General features: G+C 71.0%; 11 protein-coding genes. All 11 read left to right on the forward strand.

Annotation, left to right across the window (positions count from 1 at the left end; all coding sequences use genetic code 11):
- Window positions 1-356: 356 nt before the first annotated feature.
- The gene (rpoB, locus tag WDV85_RS08325) at window positions 357-3,842 is read left to right on the forward strand and encodes a DNA-directed RNA polymerase subunit beta (RefSeq protein WP_445263217.1); all 3,486 of its coding nucleotides are present in this window, start codon (window positions 357-359) and stop codon (window positions 3,840-3,842) included.
- A 97-nt stretch (window positions 3,843-3,939) separates the two neighbouring features.
- Entirely contained in the window at window positions 3,940-7,845 is a 3,906-nt protein-coding gene (locus tag WDV85_RS08330) for a DNA-directed RNA polymerase subunit beta' (protein ID WP_339570182.1), read from the forward strand.
- A 586-nt stretch (window positions 7,846-8,431) separates the two neighbouring features.
- A complete protein-coding gene (rpsL, locus tag WDV85_RS08335; protein WP_123379914.1) occupies window positions 8,432-8,806 on the forward strand; it encodes a 30S ribosomal protein S12 in 375 nt (124 codons plus the stop codon).
- Window positions 8,806-9,276 (forward strand): 30S ribosomal protein S7, encoded by a 471-nt coding sequence (gene rpsG / locus WDV85_RS08340; protein WP_339570183.1) that lies wholly within the window; start codon window positions 8,806-8,808, stop codon window positions 9,274-9,276. Before rpsL ends, rpsG begins: the two co-directional genes overlap by 1 nt.
- A gap of 114 nt (window positions 9,277-9,390) precedes the next feature.
- The gene (gene fusA / locus WDV85_RS08345; RefSeq protein ID WP_339570184.1) at window positions 9,391-11,499 is read left to right on the forward strand and encodes an elongation factor G; all 2,109 of its coding nucleotides are present in this window, start codon (window positions 9,391-9,393) and stop codon (window positions 11,497-11,499) included.
- 123 nt (window positions 11,500-11,622) lie between these two features.
- Entirely contained in the window at window positions 11,623-12,816 is a 1,194-nt protein-coding gene (tuf, locus tag WDV85_RS08350) for an elongation factor Tu (RefSeq protein WP_171201655.1), read from the forward strand.
- A gap of 498 nt (window positions 12,817-13,314) precedes the next feature.
- Entirely contained in the window at window positions 13,315-13,623 is a 309-nt protein-coding gene (rpsJ, locus tag WDV85_RS08355) for a 30S ribosomal protein S10 (RefSeq protein WP_123379910.1), read from the forward strand.
- 14 nt (window positions 13,624-13,637) lie between these two features.
- Window positions 13,638-14,312 (forward strand): 50S ribosomal protein L3, encoded by a 675-nt coding sequence (rplC, locus tag WDV85_RS08360; protein ID WP_171201656.1) that lies wholly within the window; start codon window positions 13,638-13,640, stop codon window positions 14,310-14,312.
- 5 nt (window positions 14,313-14,317) lie between these two features.
- Window positions 14,318-15,016, forward strand: a complete 699-nt coding sequence (gene rplD, locus WDV85_RS08365) for a 50S ribosomal protein L4 (protein ID WP_298801352.1) — start codon at window positions 14,318-14,320, stop codon at window positions 15,014-15,016.
- Window positions 15,017-15,060: 44 nt separating this feature from the next.
- Window positions 15,061-15,384, forward strand: coding sequence for a 50S ribosomal protein L23 (gene rplW / locus WDV85_RS08370; protein ID WP_171201680.1), 324 nt, complete (start codon window positions 15,061-15,063; stop codon window positions 15,382-15,384).
- A 27-nt stretch (window positions 15,385-15,411) separates the two neighbouring features.
- A complete protein-coding gene (rplB, locus tag WDV85_RS08375; RefSeq protein WP_171201658.1) occupies window positions 15,412-16,248 on the forward strand; it encodes a 50S ribosomal protein L2 in 837 nt (278 codons plus the stop codon).
- Window positions 16,249-16,252: the final 4 nt, after the last annotated feature.

A 16,252-nucleotide genomic window follows, 5' to 3' on the forward strand; every position in this document is an offset into this window, starting at 1 on the left:
GCGGGGGCCGCGGCGCGAGCCGCGGCCCCCGCCCCTCGCCGCGTCCGCCGCCGACGACGGCGCCGACGGGGTCCGTCCGGCGCGCCCGGCTTGACCGGGGGCGCCCCCTGGGCGAGAGTTCCGACCGCACCAGCCCGGCCGCCCGGTGACCCGCGGCGACCCGCGGCCCCGACGACGACGTCGACGCCGCCGGTTGGACACGCGAGCCTGCCTGCGACTACGCTCGCGACTTCGCCCTGTCCTGCGCCGACCCCTCAGATGCCCGCGTCCCGTGACGACGCGCCGGTGGGGGGTGTCCGGCAGCGCCCCCCCAGGACGGCGACCGATCCGCCCGCAGGCACGTGGAAGGACCCTCCTTGGCCGTCTCGCGCACAGCGTCTGACTCCACCACCCCCAGCTCCGCCGCACGCCGCATCTCCTTCGCCAAGATCGACGAGCCGCTCGACGTCCCCGACCTCCTCGCCCTCCAGACCGAGAACTTCGACTGGCTGCTGGGCAACGAGCGCTGGCAGGCCCGCGTGGCCGACGCGCTCGAGCAGGGCCGCCAGGACGTGCCCACGAGCTCCGGCCTCGAGGAGATCTTCGAGGAGATCTCGCCGATCGAGGACTTCAGCGGCTCCATGTCGCTGTCCTTCCGCGACCACCGCTTCGAGCCTCCGAAGTACTCCCTCGAGGAGTGCAAGGAGCGCGACATGACCTACGCCGCGCCGCTGTTCGTCACGGCCGAGTTCATGAACGCCACCACGGGCGAGATCAAGAGCCAGACGGTCTTCATGGGCGACTTCCCGCTCATGACCGACCGCGGCACCTTCGTCATCAACGGCACCGAGCGCGTCGTCGTCTCCCAGCTCGTCCGCTCGCCGGGCGTCTACTTCGAGCGCTCGGTCGACAAGCTGTCCGACAAGGACGTCTACACCGCCAAGGTCATCCCCTCGCGCGGCGCCTGGCTCGAGTTCGAGGTCGACAAGCGCGACACCGTCGGCGTGCGCGTGGACCGCAAGCGCAAGCAGTCGGTCACGGTCCTGCTCAAGGCGCTCGGGTGGAGCGAGGCGAAGATCCTCGAGGAGTTCGGCGACTTCGAGTCGATCCGCACGACCCTCGAGAAGGACGGGGCCCAGAGCACCGACGACGCGCTGCTGGACCTGTACCGCAAGCTGCGCCCGGGCGAGCCGCCCACGCGCGAGGCCGCGCAGACGCTGCTCGAGAACCTCTACTTCAACCCCAAGCGCTACGACCTCGCCAAGGTCGGCCGCTACAAGCTCAACAAGAAGCTCGGCATGTCCGAGCCCCTGTCCGAGGGCGTGCTCTCGGTCGACGACATCGCCGCCACGGTGCGCCTGCTCGTCACCCTCCACGCCGGCGGGACGACGATGCCGGGCGTCGACGAGGACGGGCAGCCGACCGACGTGCGCGTCGAGGTCGACGACATCGACCACTTCGGCAACCGCCGCCTGCGCAGCGTCGGCGAGCTCATCCAGAACCAGGTCCGCACGGGCCTGTCCCGGATGGAGCGCGTCGTGCGCGAGCGCATGACGACGCAGGACGTCGAGGCCATCACGCCCCAGACGCTCATCAACATCCGCCCCGTCGTGGCCTCCATCAAGGAGTTCTTCGGGACGAGCCAGCTGAGCCAGTTCATGGACCAGACCAACCCGCTGGCGGGCCTGACCCACAAGCGCCGCCTCTCGGCGCTCGGCCCCGGTGGTCTGTCCCGCGACCGCGCCGGCATGGACGTCCGCGACGTCCACCCGTCGCACTACGGCCGCATGTGCCCGATCGAGACCCCGGAGGGCCCGAACATCGGCCTCATCGGCTCGCTCTCGAGCTACGGGCGCATCAACGCCTTCGGGTTCGTCGAGACCCCGTACCGCACCATCACGGACGGCGTGGTGTCCGACGAGGTCGTCTACCTCACGGCGGACGACGAGGACGACGTCGTCATCGCCCAGGCCAACGCGCCGCTCACCGACGACCACCGCTTCGCCGAGGCCCGCGTCCTCGTGCGCAGCAAGGGCGGCGAGGCGGAGTTCGTGCCGGCCGACGAGGTCGACTACATGGACGTCTCGCCGCGGCAGATGGTGTCCGTCGCGACCGCGATGATCCCGTTCCTCGAGCACGACGACGTCAACCGCGCGCTCATGGGCTCGAACATGCAGCGCCAGGCCGTGCCGCTCGTCAAGGCCGAGGCCCCGCTCGTGGGCACGGGCATGGAGCGGCACGCGGCCGTCGACGCCGGTGACGTCATCGTCGCGACGAAGGCGGGCGCCGTCACCGAGGTCTCCGCCGACGCGGTGGTCGTCAGCAACGACGACGGCAGCTCCTCGACGTACCGCCTGGCGAAGTTCACGCGCTCCAACCAGGGCACGTCGTACAACCAGCGCGTCGTCGTCGACGAGGGCGTGCACGTCGAGGTCGGCGACGTCCTCGCCGACGGCCCGTCGACGGACAACGGCGAGCTGGCGCTCGGCAAGAACCTGCTCGTGGCCTTCATGTCCTGGGAGGGCCACAACTTCGAGGACGCGATCATCCTCTCGCAGCGGATCGTGCAGGACGACGTCCTGTCCTCGATCCACATCGAGGAGCACGAGGTCGACGCCCGCGACACCAAGCTGGGCGCCGAGGAGATCACGCGCGACATCCCCAACGTCTCCGAGGAGGTCCTCGCCGACCTCGACGAGCGGGGCATCATCCGCATCGGCGCCGAGGTCGTCCCCGGCGACGTCCTCGTCGGCAAGGTCACGCCCAAGGGGGAGACCGAGCTGACCCCCGAGGAGCGGCTGCTGCGCGCGATCTTCGGCGAGAAGGCGCGCGAGGTGCGCGACACCTCGCTCAAGGTGCCCCACGGCGAGACCGGCACCGTCATCGGCGTCAAGGTCTTCGACCGCGACGAGGGCGACGAGCTGCCGCCGGGCGTCAACCAGCTCGTCCGCGTCTACACGGCCCAGCGCCGCAAGATCACGGACGGCGACAAGCTGGCCGGCCGCCACGGCAACAAGGGCGTCATCTCGAAGATCCTCCCCGTCGAGGACATGCCGTTCCTCGAGGACGGGACCCCGGTCGACATCGTGCTCAACCCGCTCGGCGTGCCGGGCCGCATGAACGTCGGCCAGGTGCTGGAGCTGCACCTCGGGTGGATCGCCTCCCGCGGCTGGCAGGTCGAGGGGACGCCGGAGTGGGCGGCCTCGCTGCCCGAGGCGGCCCGCAGCGCCGAGCCCCGCACCAACGTCGCGTCGCCGGTCTTCGACGGCGCCTCGGAGGACGAGATCACCGGGCTGCTCGGCTCGACGACGCCGAACCGCGACGGGGTCCGCCTCGTCGACGGCACGGGCAAGGCCCGGCTCTTCGACGGCCGCTCCGGCGAGCCGTTCCCCGAGCCGGTGTCGGTGGGCTACCAGTACATCCTCAAGCTCCACCACCTCGTCGACGACAAGATCCACGCCCGCTCCACGGGCCCCTACTCGATGATCACGCAGCAGCCGCTGGGCGGTAAGGCCCAGTTCGGCGGCCAGCGGTTCGGCGAGATGGAGGTGTGGGCCCTCGAGGCCTACGGCGCCGCCTACGCGCTCCAGGAGCTGCTGACGATCAAGTCCGACGACGTCCTGGGCCGCGTGAAGGTCTACGAGGCCATCGTCAAGGGGGAGAACATCCCCGAGCCCGGCATCCCCGAGTCCTTCAAGGTGCTCATCAAGGAGATGCAGTCGCTCTGCCTGAACGTCGAGGTCCTCTCGGCCGACGGCACGCTGATCGAGATGCGCGACTCGGACGACGACGTGTTCCGCGCCGCCGAGGAGCTCGGCATCGACCTGTCCCGGCGCGAGCCGAGCAGCGTCGAGGAGGTCTGAGCCGGCGCCCGGCCCCGTCCCCGCCCCGGCGGGGGCAGGTCGGCGGGGGAGCGGCGTCCCCTGATCCACCACCCTTCACGCGAGAGAAGGACACCCCTTGCTCGACGGCAACCTCTTCGACGACCTGCGCATCGGCCTGGCCACCGCGGACAGCATCCGCGACTGGAGCTTCGGCGAGGTCAAGAAGCCCGAGACCATCAACTACCGGACGCTGAAGCCGGAGAAGGACGGTCTCTTCTGCGAGAAGATCTTCGGTCCCACGCGGGACTGGGAGTGCTACTGCGGCAAGTACAAGCGCGTGCGCTTCAAGGGCATCATCTGCGAGCGCTGCGGCGTCGAGGTGACGCGCGCCAAGGTGCGCCGCGAGCGGATGGGCCACATCGAGCTCGCCGCCCCCGTCACCCACATCTGGTACTTCAAGGGCGTCCCGAGCCGGCTCGGCTACCTGCTGGACCTCGCCCCCAAGGACCTCGAGAAGGTCATCTACTTCGCCGCCTACATGATCACGTGGGTGGACGAGGAGTCCCGGCACCGCGACCTGCCCTCGCTGCAGGCCGGCATCGAGGTCGAGAAGAAGCAGGTCGCCGACCGGCGTGACGCCGACGTCGAGGCCCGGGCCAAGCGCCTGGAGTCCGACATCGCCGAGCTCGAGGCCGAGGGCGCGAAGTCCGACGCCCGCCGCAAGGTGCGCGAGAGCGCCGAGCGGGAGATGAACCAGATCCGCCGCCGTGCGGACGCGGAGGTCGACCGCCTCACGCAGGTCTGGGACCGCTTCTCCAAGCTCAAGGTCTCCGACCTCGAGGGCGACGAGGTGCTCTACCGCGAGCTGCGCGACCGCTACGGCCTGTACTTCGAGGGCAGCATGGGCGCCGCGGCCATCCAGAAGCGCCTGGAGTCCTTCGACCTCGAGGCCGAGGCCGAGTCGCTGCGCGAGATCATCCGCTCGGGCAAGGGGCAGAAGAAGACCCGCGCCCTCAAGCGGCTCAAGGTCGTGTCGAACTTCCTCACGACGAGCAACTCGCCGATGGGCATGGTGCTCGACTGCGTCCCGGTCATCCCGCCGGACCTGCGCCCGATGGTGCAGCTCGACGGCGGCCGCTTCGCCACGAGCGACCTCAACGACCTGTACCGGCGCGTCATCAACCGGAACAACCGCCTCAAGCGGCTGCTCGACCTCGGCGCGCCCGAGATCATCGTCAACAACGAGAAGCGGATGCTCCAGGAGGCCGTGGACTCGCTGTTCGACAACGGCCGCCGCGGCCGTCCGGTCACCGGCCCGGGCAACCGGCCGCTGAAGTCCCTGTCGGACCTGCTCAAGGGCAAGCAGGGGCGCTTCCGCCAGAACCTGCTCGGCAAGCGCGTCGACTACTCGGGCCGCTCGGTCATCGTCGTCGGCCCGCAGCTGAAGCTGCACCAGTGCGGCCTGCCCAAGCAGATGGCGCTCGAGCTCTTCAAGCCCTTCGTCATGAAGCGGCTCGTGGACCTCAACCACGCGCAGAACATCAAGTCGGCCAAGCGCATGGTCGAGCGCGCCGGCGGCTCCGGCGCCCGCTACGGCCACGTGTGGGACGTCCTCGAGGAGGTCATCACCGAGCACCCGGTGCTCCTCAACCGCGCGCCCACGCTGCACCGCCTCGGCATCCAGGCGTTCGAGCCGCAGCTGGTCGAGGGCAAGGCCATCCAGATCCACCCGCTCGTCTGCACGGCGTTCAACGCCGACTTCGACGGCGACCAGATGGCCGTCCACCTGCCGCTGTCCACCGAGGCGCAGGCCGAGGCCCGCATCCTCATGCTGAGCAGCAACAACATCCTCAAGCCGGCCGACGGCCGCCCCGTGACCATGCCCAGCCAGGACATGATCATCGGGCTGTTCCACCTCACCGCCCTGCGCGAGGGCGGCGCGGGGGAGGGCCGCTCCTTCGGGTCGGTCGCCGAGGCGCTCATGGCGCACGACGCCCGTGAGCTCGAGGTCGGGTCGCCTGTCAAGCTGCGCCTCGACGGCGTCGTGCCCCCGGCGGGGGCGGCGCTGCCGGAGGGCTGGGAGCCCGGGCAGCCGCTCGTGCTCGAGACGACCCTCGGCCGGGCGCTGTTCAACGAGACGCTCCCGGTGGACTACGCCTTCGTCAACGAGGGCGTGGACAAGAAGCGCCTGTCGACGATCGTCAACGACCTCGCCGAGCGCTACGACAAGGGCCAGGTCGCCGCGACGCTCGACGCGCTCAAGGAGACGGGCTTCCACTGGGCCACCCGCTCGGGGACGACGATCTCCATCGCCGACGTGCTCACGCCGCCGAACAAGCAGGAGATCCTCGAGACCTACGAGGCCAAGGCGGAGAAGGTCCAGCAGCAGTACGAGATGGGCCTCATCACCGACGACGAGCGCCGCCAGGAGCTCATCGAGATCTGGACCGAGGCGACCAACGTCGTCGCCAAGGACATGCAGGACAACCTCGACGCCAACGCCACGCGCAACTCGGTGTACCGGATGGTCACCTCCGGGGCGCGAGGCAACTGGATGCAGGTCCGCCAGATCGCCGGCATGCGCGGCCTCGTGGCCAACCCGAAGGGCGAGATCATCCCCCGCCCGGTGAAGTCGAACTTCCGCGAGGGCTTCTCGGTCCTGGAGTACTTCATCTCCAGCCACGGCGCCCGCAAGGGGCTCGCCGACACCGCGCTGCGGACGGCGGACTCGGGCTACCTCACCCGCCGGCTGGTCGACGTCTCCCAGGACGTCATCGTCCGCGAGGAGGACTGCGGGACCCGCCGCGGGCTCGTCCTGCCGATCGCGGACGACGCCGCCGACGGCAGCGGCCTGCGCCGCGGGGAGCACGTCGAGACGAGCGTGTACTCGCGCACGCTGGCCTCCGACGCGACCTCCGACAGCGGCGAGGTGCTCGCCCCGGCGGGCAGCGACGTCGGCGACGTCCTCATCGACAGCCTCGTCGCGCAGGGCGTGCGGGAGATCAAGGTCCGCTCGGTGCTCACCTGCGAGTCCCGCGTCGGCACCTGCGCCCGCTGCTACGGCCGCTCGCTGGCCACCGGCAAGCTCGTCGACATCGGCGAGGCGGTCGGCATCATCGCCGCCCAGTCCATCGGCGAGCCGGGCACCCAGCTGACGATGCGCACCTTCCACACGGGCGGCGTCGCGGGTGACGACATCACCCACGGCCTCCCGCGCGTCCAGGAGCTCTTCGAGGCCCGCACCCCCAAGGGCGTTGCCCCGATCAGCGAGGTCGCCGGCCGGGTGAGCGTCGACGAGACGGAGCGCGCGCGCCGCCTCGTCGTCACCCCGGACGACGGGGGCGAGGAGATCGCCTACCCGCTCACCAAGCGCTCGCGCCTGCTCGTGGGCGACGGGCAGCACGTCGAGGTGGGCGACCAGCTCGTCCAGGGCGCCGTCGACCCCAAGCAGGTGCTCCGCATCCTCGGCCCGCGCAAGGTGCAGCAGCACCTCGTGGACGAGGTGCAGGAGGTCTACCGCAGCCAGGGCGTGGGCATCCACGACAAGCACATCGAGGTCATCGTCCGGCAGATGCTGCGCCGGGTGACGATCATCGACGCCGGTGACGCGGGGCTGCTCCCGGGCGAGCTCGCCGAGCGAGCCCGCTTCGAGGAGGAGAACCGCCGGGTCGTGGCCGAGGGCGGCAGCCCGGCGGCGGGGCGGCCGGAGCTCATGGGCATCACCAAGGCGTCGCTGGCCACCGACTCGTGGCTGTCGGCGGCGTCCTTCCAGGAGACGACCAAGGTGCTCACCGAGGCCGCCCTCGCGGGCCGCAGCGACCCGCTGCTGGGCCTCAAGGAGAACGTCATCCTGGGCAAGCTGATCCCGGCCGGCACGGGCCTGTCGCGCTACCGCGACGTGGTCGTCGAGCCGACGGAGGAGGCGAAGGCGGCGATGTACTCGATGCCGGGCTACGAGGAGGTCGACTACGACCACTTCGGGCTGGGCTCGGGCCAGGCCGTGCCGCTCGAGGAGTACGACCTCGGCGGCGACTACCGCTGAGGTCCCCCGGGGCCGGCCTCGGCACCGGTTGGGCGCCCGGCCACCGGCGGCCGTCTTTGACGGTGCCGGGGCGTGCGCCTATCCTCGTCAGGACGTCCGGTGACCCGGGTGCTCGCGCGCGCCCCGCGACCGGTGGCGCACGGCGGTGGCCCTCCGGGCCGGCGCCCACGGGCGCCGGGCCGGCTGACCGGTCCCGCACCGCCAGGCACCACGCTGGCAGACACGCCCGAGCGCGGGGGTNGCGGGTCCGGCCTCGGCACCGGTTGGGCGCCCGGCCACCGGCGGCCGTCTTTGACGGTGCCGGGGCGTGCGCCTATCCTCGTCAGGACGTCCGGTGACCCGGGTGCTCGCGCGCGCCCCGCGACCGGTGGCGCACGGCGGTGGCCCTCCGGGCCGGCGCCCACGGGCGCCGGGCCGGCTGACCGGTCCCGCACCGCCAGGCACCACGCTGGCAGACACGCCCGAGCGCGGGGGTGGGCTGAGGCCCTCCACGCAGCACGGGGCCCGCGCGCGAGCGCGGCACCCGCACGAGAGCCGCCTGCCGAGGGCGGCGGCCCGCACAGACGATGAGAGTTCAGGAGCACCGGTGCCCACGATCCAGCAGCTGGTCCGCAAGGGCCGGCAGGACAAGGTCGGGAAGCAGAAGACCCCGGCCCTCAAGGGGAGCCCCCAGCGCCGCGGCGTGTGCACCCGCGTGTACACCACGACGCCCAAGAAGCCGAACTCGGCGCTGCGCAAGGTCGCGCGCGTGCGGCTCTCCAGCGGCATCGAGGTCACGGCGTACATCCCCGGCGTGGGCCACAACCTGCAGGAGCACTCGATCGTGCTCGTGCGCGGCGGCCGCGTGAAGGACCTGCCCGGCGTCCGCTACAAGATCGTCCGCGGCTCGCTCGACACGCAGGGCGTGAAGAACCGCAAGCAGGCGCGCAGCCGCTACGGAGCGAAGAAGGAGAAGCGCTGATGCCGCGCAAGGGACCGGCCCCGAAGAGGCCGCTCGTCGTCGACCCCGTCTACGGCTCGCCGCTGGTGACCCAGCTGGTGAACAAGGTGCTCGTCGACGGCAAGAAGTCCACCGCCGAGCGCATCGTCTACGGCGCGCTCGAGGGCGCCCGGACGAGGACCGGCAACGACCCGGTCATCGCGCTCAAGCGCGCGCTCGACAACGTCAAGCCGGCCCTCGAGGTCCGCAGCCGCCGCGTCGGCGGCGCGACGTACCAGGTCCCGGTCGAGGTCCGCGCGGGCCGCTCCACGACGCTGGCCCTGCGCTGGCTCGTGGGCTACTCCAAGGCGCGCCGCGAGAAGACGATGACCGAGCGCCTCATGAACGAGATCCTCGACGCGAGCAACGGCCTCGGCGCCGCGGTGAAGCGTCGTGAGGACACGCACAAGATGGCCGAGTCCAACAAGGCCTTCGCGCACTACCGCTGGTGACGCCGACCGCGCGGGCGAGCTCCTCGCCCGCGCGGCGCGCACCGCGCACGCCGGCCCTGCACGCCAGTGCACGACGGGGCCACCGACGAGCCCAGGGAAGAGGCTGCTAGAGCCGTGGCACAGGACGTCCTGACGGACCTCACGAAGGTCCGCAACATCGGGATCATGGCGCACATCGACGCCGGCAAGACCACCACCACCGAGCGGATCCTGTTCTACACCGGGATCAACTACAAGATCGGTGAGGTCCACGACGGCGCGGCCACCATGGACTGGATGGAGCAGGAGCAGGAGCGGGGGATCACCATCACCTCCGCGGCCACCACCTGCTTCTGGGAGGGCACCCAGATCAACATCATCGACACGCCGGGGCACGTCGACTTCACCGTCGAGGTGGAGCGGTCCCTGCGCGTGCTCGACGGGGCCGTCGCGGTCTTCGACGGCAAGGAGGGCGTCGAGCCCCAGTCCGAGACGGTGTGGCGCCAGGCCGACAAGTACGACGTCCCGCGCATCTGCTTCGTCAACAAGATGGACAAGCTCGGCGCGGACTTCTTCTTCACGGTCCGCACGATCGAGGACCGCCTGGGCGCCACCCCGCTCGTGCTGCAGATCCCGATCGGCGCGGAGAACGACTTCGTGGGCGTCGTCGACCTCGTCTACATGCGCGCGCTGACCTGGCGCGGCGAGACGGGCAAGGGCGAGGCCTACGAGATCGAGGAGATCCCGGCCGACCTCGCGGAGACGGCGGCGGAGTACCGCGACAAGCTCCTCGAGGCGATCGCCGACACCGACGAGTCGCTGATGGAGAAGTACCTCGGCGGCGAGGAGATCTCCCCCGAGGAGATCAAGGCCGCGGTGCGCAAGGTCACGGTCGCGAGCGAGCAGTACCCCGTCCTGTGCGGCTCGGCGTTCAAGAACAAGGGCGTCCAGCCCATGCTCGACGCGGTGCTCGACTACCTGCCGACCCCGCTCGACGTGGAGTCGGTGCACGGCCACGACGTCCGCGACGAGGACAAGGAGATCGTCCGCCACGCGGACGTCACCGAGCCCTTCTCGGCGCTGGCGTTCAAGGTCGCCTCGCACCCCTTCTTCGGCAAGCTCACCTACGTCCGGGTCTACTCGGGCCGCGTGGCGGCGGGCTCGCCGGTCGCCAACTCGACCAAGGGCAAGAAGGAGCGCATCGGGAAGCTCTTCCAGATGCACTCCAACAAGGAGAACCCGGTCGACGAGGCCCGCGCCGGCCACATCTACGCGATGATCGGCCTCAAGGACACGACCACCGGCGACACGCTCTGCGACCCGCAGGACCAGGTCGTCCTCGAGTCGATGACCTTCCCCGAGCCGGTCATCTCCGTGGCCATCGAGCCCAAGACCAAGGGCGACCAGGAGAAGCTCAGCACGGCCATCCAGAAGCTCGCCGAGGAGGACCCGACCTTCCAGGTCCAGCTCGACGAGGAGACCGGCCAGACGATCATCCGCGGCATGGGCGAGCTCCACCTCGACATCCTCGTCGACCGCATGCGCCGTGAGTTCCGCGTCGAGGCGAACGTCGGCAAGCCCCAGGTGGCCTACCGCGAGACGATCCGCCGGTCGGTCGAGAAGGTCGACTACACGCACAAGAAGCAGACCGGCGGGTCCGGGCAGTTCGCCAAGGTGCAGGTGTCGATCGAGCCGCTCGACACCACCGAGGCCGACGCGCCGATGTACGAGTTCTCCAACAAGGTGACCGGTGGCCGCGTGCCCCGCGAGTACATCCCCAGCGTCGACGCCGGCATCCAGGACGCGATGGCGCTCGGCGTCGTCGCGGGCTACCCGATGGTCGGCATCAAGGCGACGCTGCTGGACGGCGCCTACCACGACGTGGACTCCTCGGAGATGGCGTTCAAGATCGCCGGCTCCCAGGTCCTCAAGGAGGCCGTCCGCCGCGCGGACCCGGTCCTCCTCGAGCCGGTCATGGCCGTCGAGGTGCGCACGCCCGAGGAGTACATGGGCGACGTCATCGGCGACATCAACTCCCGCCGCGGCCTCATCCAGGCCATGGAGGACGCGAGCGGTGCCAAGGTCGTCCGCGCCCAGGTGCCGCTGTCGGAGATGTTCGGGTACGTCGGGGACCTGCGGAGCAAGACGCAGGGACGTGCGGTGTACTCCATGTCGTTCGACAGCTACGCCGAGGTCCCGCGCGCCGTGGCCGAGGAGATCGTCAAGAAGGTCCGCGGGGAGTGACCACCCGGTCGCCCTCCGCGTCCTGACGGACGCACCGCCGGCCCGACCGGCACCGGCGCCCCCGCCGCGGGGCGGCAGCCAGCACCACCGAAGACCACGCCAGAGACATCCCAGGAGGACCCAGTGGCGAAGGCCAAGTTCGAGCGCACCAAGCCGCACGTCAACATCGGCACCATCGGTCACATCGACCACGGCAAGACGACGCTGACCGCGGCGATCACCAAGGTGCTGCACGACAAGTACCCGGACCTCAACCAGGCGTCCGCCTTCGACATGATCGACAAGGCGCCCGAGGAGAAGGCCCGCGGCATCACGATCTCCATCGCGCACGTCGAGTACCAGACGGAGGCGCGCCACTACGCCCACGTCGACTGCCCCGGTCACGCCGACTACATCAAGAACATGATCACCGGCGCGGCGCAGATGGACGGCGCGATCCTCGTCGTCGCCGCCACCGACGGCCCGATGCCCCAGACCCGCGAGCACGTGCTCCTCGCCCGCCAGGTCAACGTCCCCTACATCGTCGTCGCCCTCAACAAGGCCGACATGGTGGAGGACGAGGAGATCCTCGAGCTCGTCGAGATGGAGGTCCGCGAGCTGCTGACCTCCTACGAGTTCCCCGGCGACGACGTCCCCGTCGTCCGCGTCTCGGCGCTGAAGGCGCTCGAGGGCGACGCCGAGTGGAGCGACAAGCTCATGGAGCTCATGAACGCCGTCGACACGGCGATCCCCGAGCCCGAGCGCGACATCGACCAGCCGTTCCTCATGCCGGTCGAGGACGTCTTCACCATCACCGGTCGCGGCACCGTCGTCACCGGTCGCGTCGAGCGCGGCAAGCTCAACGTGAACGAGGACGTCGAGATCGTCGGCATCAAGGAGACCAAGACCAAGACGACCGTCACGGGCGTCGAGATGTTCCGCAAGCTCCTCGACGAGGCGCGCGCGGGCGAGAACGTCGGCCTCCTGCTGCGCGGCATCAAGCGCGAGGACGTCGAGCGCGGGCAGGTCATCTGCAAGCCGGGCTCGATCGTGCCGCACACCCAGTTCGAGGCGTCGGTCTACATCCTGTCCAAGGACGAGGGCGGCCGGCACAACCCCTTCTACTCGAACTACCGCCCGCAGTTCTACTTCCGCACGACGGACGTGACGGGCGTCATCGAGCTGCCGGAGGGCACCGAGATGGTCATGCCGGGCGACAACACCGACATGAAGGTCAACCTCATCCAGCCGGTGGCCATGGAGCAGGGCCTGCGCTTCACCATCCGCGAGGGCGGCCGCACCGTCGGCGCCGGCCAGGTGACCAGCATCACCCAGTGACACCTCGCCCCTCGGGGCGGACCGCGCCGCGGCTCGACCTCCGGGTCGGGCCGCGGCCGGCAGCAGGAGCCCGGACGCCCGTCGTCCGGGCTCCTGCTGCGTCCAGGGCCGGACGGGGGAGCGGTCGGGCGGGGGAGCGGACGCGACGCCGCAGGGCGATTGGCCAACCGGCAGCACCCTCTGGCAAACTGCTCCAGTTGATCCGCGCAGGCGCACGCCCGCGCGCCGCCGCCCGGTCCGCCGGGCTGGTCGGCTGCCGCAGGAGCGGCGCCGGGGACGCCCCGGACAGCACCACGCACGACGGCACGACACGCACTCGCCGGGTCCCGCCCGCACCGCCCCTCGGGGTGGTGGGGGAGGGGGGCCCGCTCGCACGAGGCCAGCGCGACACTCCCGACCTCGGGGGTCGGCGGCCCGGGGCGAGCACGGCGGGCCGCGCCCCTCGTGGGGCGGCCCGCAGGACCTCAGCGGTACGACGGAGAGAGAGATCGCGACGCCATGGCGGGACAGAAGATCCGCATCCGGCTCAAGTCCTACGACCACGAGGTCATCGACAGCTCGGCGCGCAAGATCGTCGACACGGTGACCCGCGCTGGTGCGACGGTCGTGGGCCCGGTGCCGCTGCCGACGGAGAAGAACACGTTCTGCGTGATCCGCTCCCCGCACAAGTACAAGGACAGCCGCGAGCACTTCGAGATGCGCACGCACAAGCGGCTCATCGACATCATCGACCCCACGCCGAAGGCGGTCGACTCGCTCATGCGGCTCGACCTGCCGGCTGACGTGAACATCGAGATCAAGCTCTGAGGACTGCTGACGCCATGACCACCACCACTCCCGACCAGCGCGTCGTCGCCGGTCTGCTGGGGTCCAAGCTGGGGATGACCCAGGTCTGGGACGCCGAGGGGCGCCTCGTCCCCGTGACCGTCGTGCAGGCCTCGCCGAACGTCGTCACCCAGGTGCGCACGCCCGAGAAGGACGGCTACTCGGCCGTCCAGCTCGCCGCCGGCGCCGTCGACCCCCGTCGCGTGACCAAGCCGCTCACGGGCCACTTCGCCAAGGCCGGCGTGACGCCCCGTCGCCACGTCGTCGAGATCCGCACGGCCGACGCCGCGGGCTTCACCCCCGGCCAGGAGGTCTCCGCGGAGCTCTTCTCGGCCGGTCAGGTCGTCGACGTCGTCGGCACCACCAAGGGCAAGGGCACCGCGGGCGTCATGAAGCGCCACGGCTTCCACGGCGTCGGCGCCTCGCACGGCGCGCACCGCAACCACCGCAAGCCCGGCTCCATCGGCGGGTGCGCGACCCCGGGCCGCGTCTTCAAGGGGATGCGCATGGCGGGCCGCATGGGCCACGTGCGCCAGACGACGCAGAACCTCACGGTCCACTCGGTCGACGTCGAGAAGGGCCTCATCCTCATCAAGGGCGCGGTCCCCGGCCCGAAGAACGGCGTGGTCCTCGTGCGCACGCCGGCCAAGGCGATCGCGAAGGAGGCCTGAGCCCCATGACCACGACCACCACGGTCGGCGCGCAGCCGACGACGCGCACGGTCGACGTGCACGACGTGAGCGGTGCCGTCACCGGCTCCGCCGAGCTGCCGGGCGACGTCTTCGACGTCGTCGCCAACGTGCCGCTCATCCACCAGGTCGTCGTCGCGCAGCTCGCGGCGGCCCGCCAGGGCACGCACGCCACGAAGACGCGCGGCGACGTGCGCGGCGGCGGCAAGAAGCCCTTCCGCCAGAAGGGCACCGGTCGCGCCCGCCAGGGGTCGACCCGCGCGCCGCAGTTCGCCGGCGGTGGCACGGTCCACGGCCCGCAGCCGCGCGACTACAGCCAGCGGACGCCCAAGAAGATGAAGGCGGCCGCCCTGCGCGGCGCGCTCTCGGACCGCGCCCGCTACGGCCGCGTCCACGTCGTCGAGGGCCCGTTCGCCGAGGCGCCGTCCACCCGAGCGGGCCTCGCGGCGCTGCGTGCGCTCCCGGGCCTCGAGGGCCGGGCGAGCTTCCTCGTCGTCGTCGACCGCGCTGACGAGAACACCTGGCTCAGCCTGCGCAACGCGCCCGAGGTGCACCTACTGCGGGCCGACCAGCTGAACACCTACGACGTGCTCTGCAGCGACGACGTCGTCTTCACGACGGCCGCCCTGCGGGCGTTCCTCGGCGGCCGCGAGGCCGCCACGGCCGAGAGCGAGGGCGAGGCGTGAGCGAGGCAGGCACGACGACGGCCGAGGGCGCCGTCGAGAAGGACCTGGCCTCGGCCGGCACCCTCTCGGCGCGCTTCGGCAAGGACCCGCGCGACGTGCTGCTCGCGCCGGTGGTCTCCGAGAAGAGCTACTCGCTCCTCGACGAGGGCAAGTACACGTTCCTCGTCGACCCGCGGGCCAACAAGACCGAGATCCGCATCGCGGTCGAGCGCGTCTTCGGCGTGAAGGTCACGGGCGTCAACACGCTCAACCGCCAGGGCAAGGCTCGCCGCACGCGGGGCGGGACGGGGCGGCGCAAGGACACCAAGCGCGCCATCGTCACCCTCCGCGAGGGCGACTCCATCGACATCTTCGGCACGACGGCCTGAGCCGGCGCCACAGAAGAGGACTGAAGCATGGGAATCCGCAAGTACAAGCCGACGACGCCGGGCCGCCGCGGCTCGTCCGTCGCCGACTTCGTCGAGATCACGCGGTCCACGCCGGAGAAGTCGCTGGTGCGCCCCCTGCCCAAGAAGGGCGGGCGCAACAGCAGCGGGCGCATCACGACGCGCCACCAGGGCGGCGGCCACAAGCGCGCCTACCGGGTGGTCGACTTCCGGCGCCACGACAAGGACGGCGTGCCGGCCACGGTCGCTCACATCGAGTACGACCCCAACCGCACGGCGCGGATCGCGCTGCTGCACTACGTGGACGGCGAGAAGCGCTACATCATCGCGCCGACCCGCCTCAAGCAGGGCGACGTGGTGGAGAACGGCCCCGGCGCCGACATCCGCCCCGGCAACAACCTGCCGCTGCGCAACATCCCGGTCGGCACGGTGGTGCACGCCATCGAGCTGCGTCCCGGCGGCGGCGCCAAGATCGCCCGCTCGGCCGGCACCTCGGTGCAGCTCGTGGCGCGCGAGGGCGGCAACGCCCAGCTGCGCATGCCCTCGGGCGAGATCCGGAACGTCGACGTGCGCTGCCGCGCCACGGTCGGTGAGGTCGGCAACGCCGAGCAGTCGAACATCAGCTGGGGCAAGGCCGGCCGCATGCGCTGGAAGGGCCGCCGTCCCACCGTCCGCGGCGTCGCGATGAACCCGATCGACCACCCGCACGGCGGTGGTGAGGGCAAGACCTCCGGCGGTCGCCACCCGGTGAGCCCCTGGGGCCAGCCCGAGGGCCGCACGCGTCGTCCGGGCAAGCCCAGCGACAAGCAGATCGTCCGCCGGCGCCGCACCGGCAAGAAGCGCTGAGGAG

It is taken from the genome of Pseudokineococcus sp. 5B2Z-1, assembly GCF_037482305.1.
Taxonomy (GTDB): Bacteria; Actinomycetota; Actinomycetes; order Actinomycetales; family Quadrisphaeraceae; genus Pseudokineococcus.

Excerpts from the sequence above, each read along its gene's own strand:
- rpsJ (WP_123379910.1), top strand. The coding sequence starts at position 13,315 with ATGGCGGGACAGAAGATCCGCATCCGGCTCAAGTCCTACGACCACGAG.
- rplC (WP_171201656.1), top strand. The coding sequence starts at position 13,638 with ATGACCACCACCACTCCCGACCAGCGCGTCGTCGCCGGTCTGCTGGGG.
- rpsG (WP_339570183.1), top strand. The coding sequence starts at position 8,806 with ATGCCGCGCAAGGGACCGGCCCCGAAGAGGCCGCTCGTCGTCGACCCC.
- rplD (WP_298801352.1), top strand. The coding sequence starts at position 14,318 with ATGACCACGACCACCACGGTCGGCGCGCAGCCGACGACGCGCACGGTC.
- rplB (WP_171201658.1), top strand. The coding sequence starts at position 15,412 with ATGGGAATCCGCAAGTACAAGCCGACGACGCCGGGCCGCCGCGGCTCG.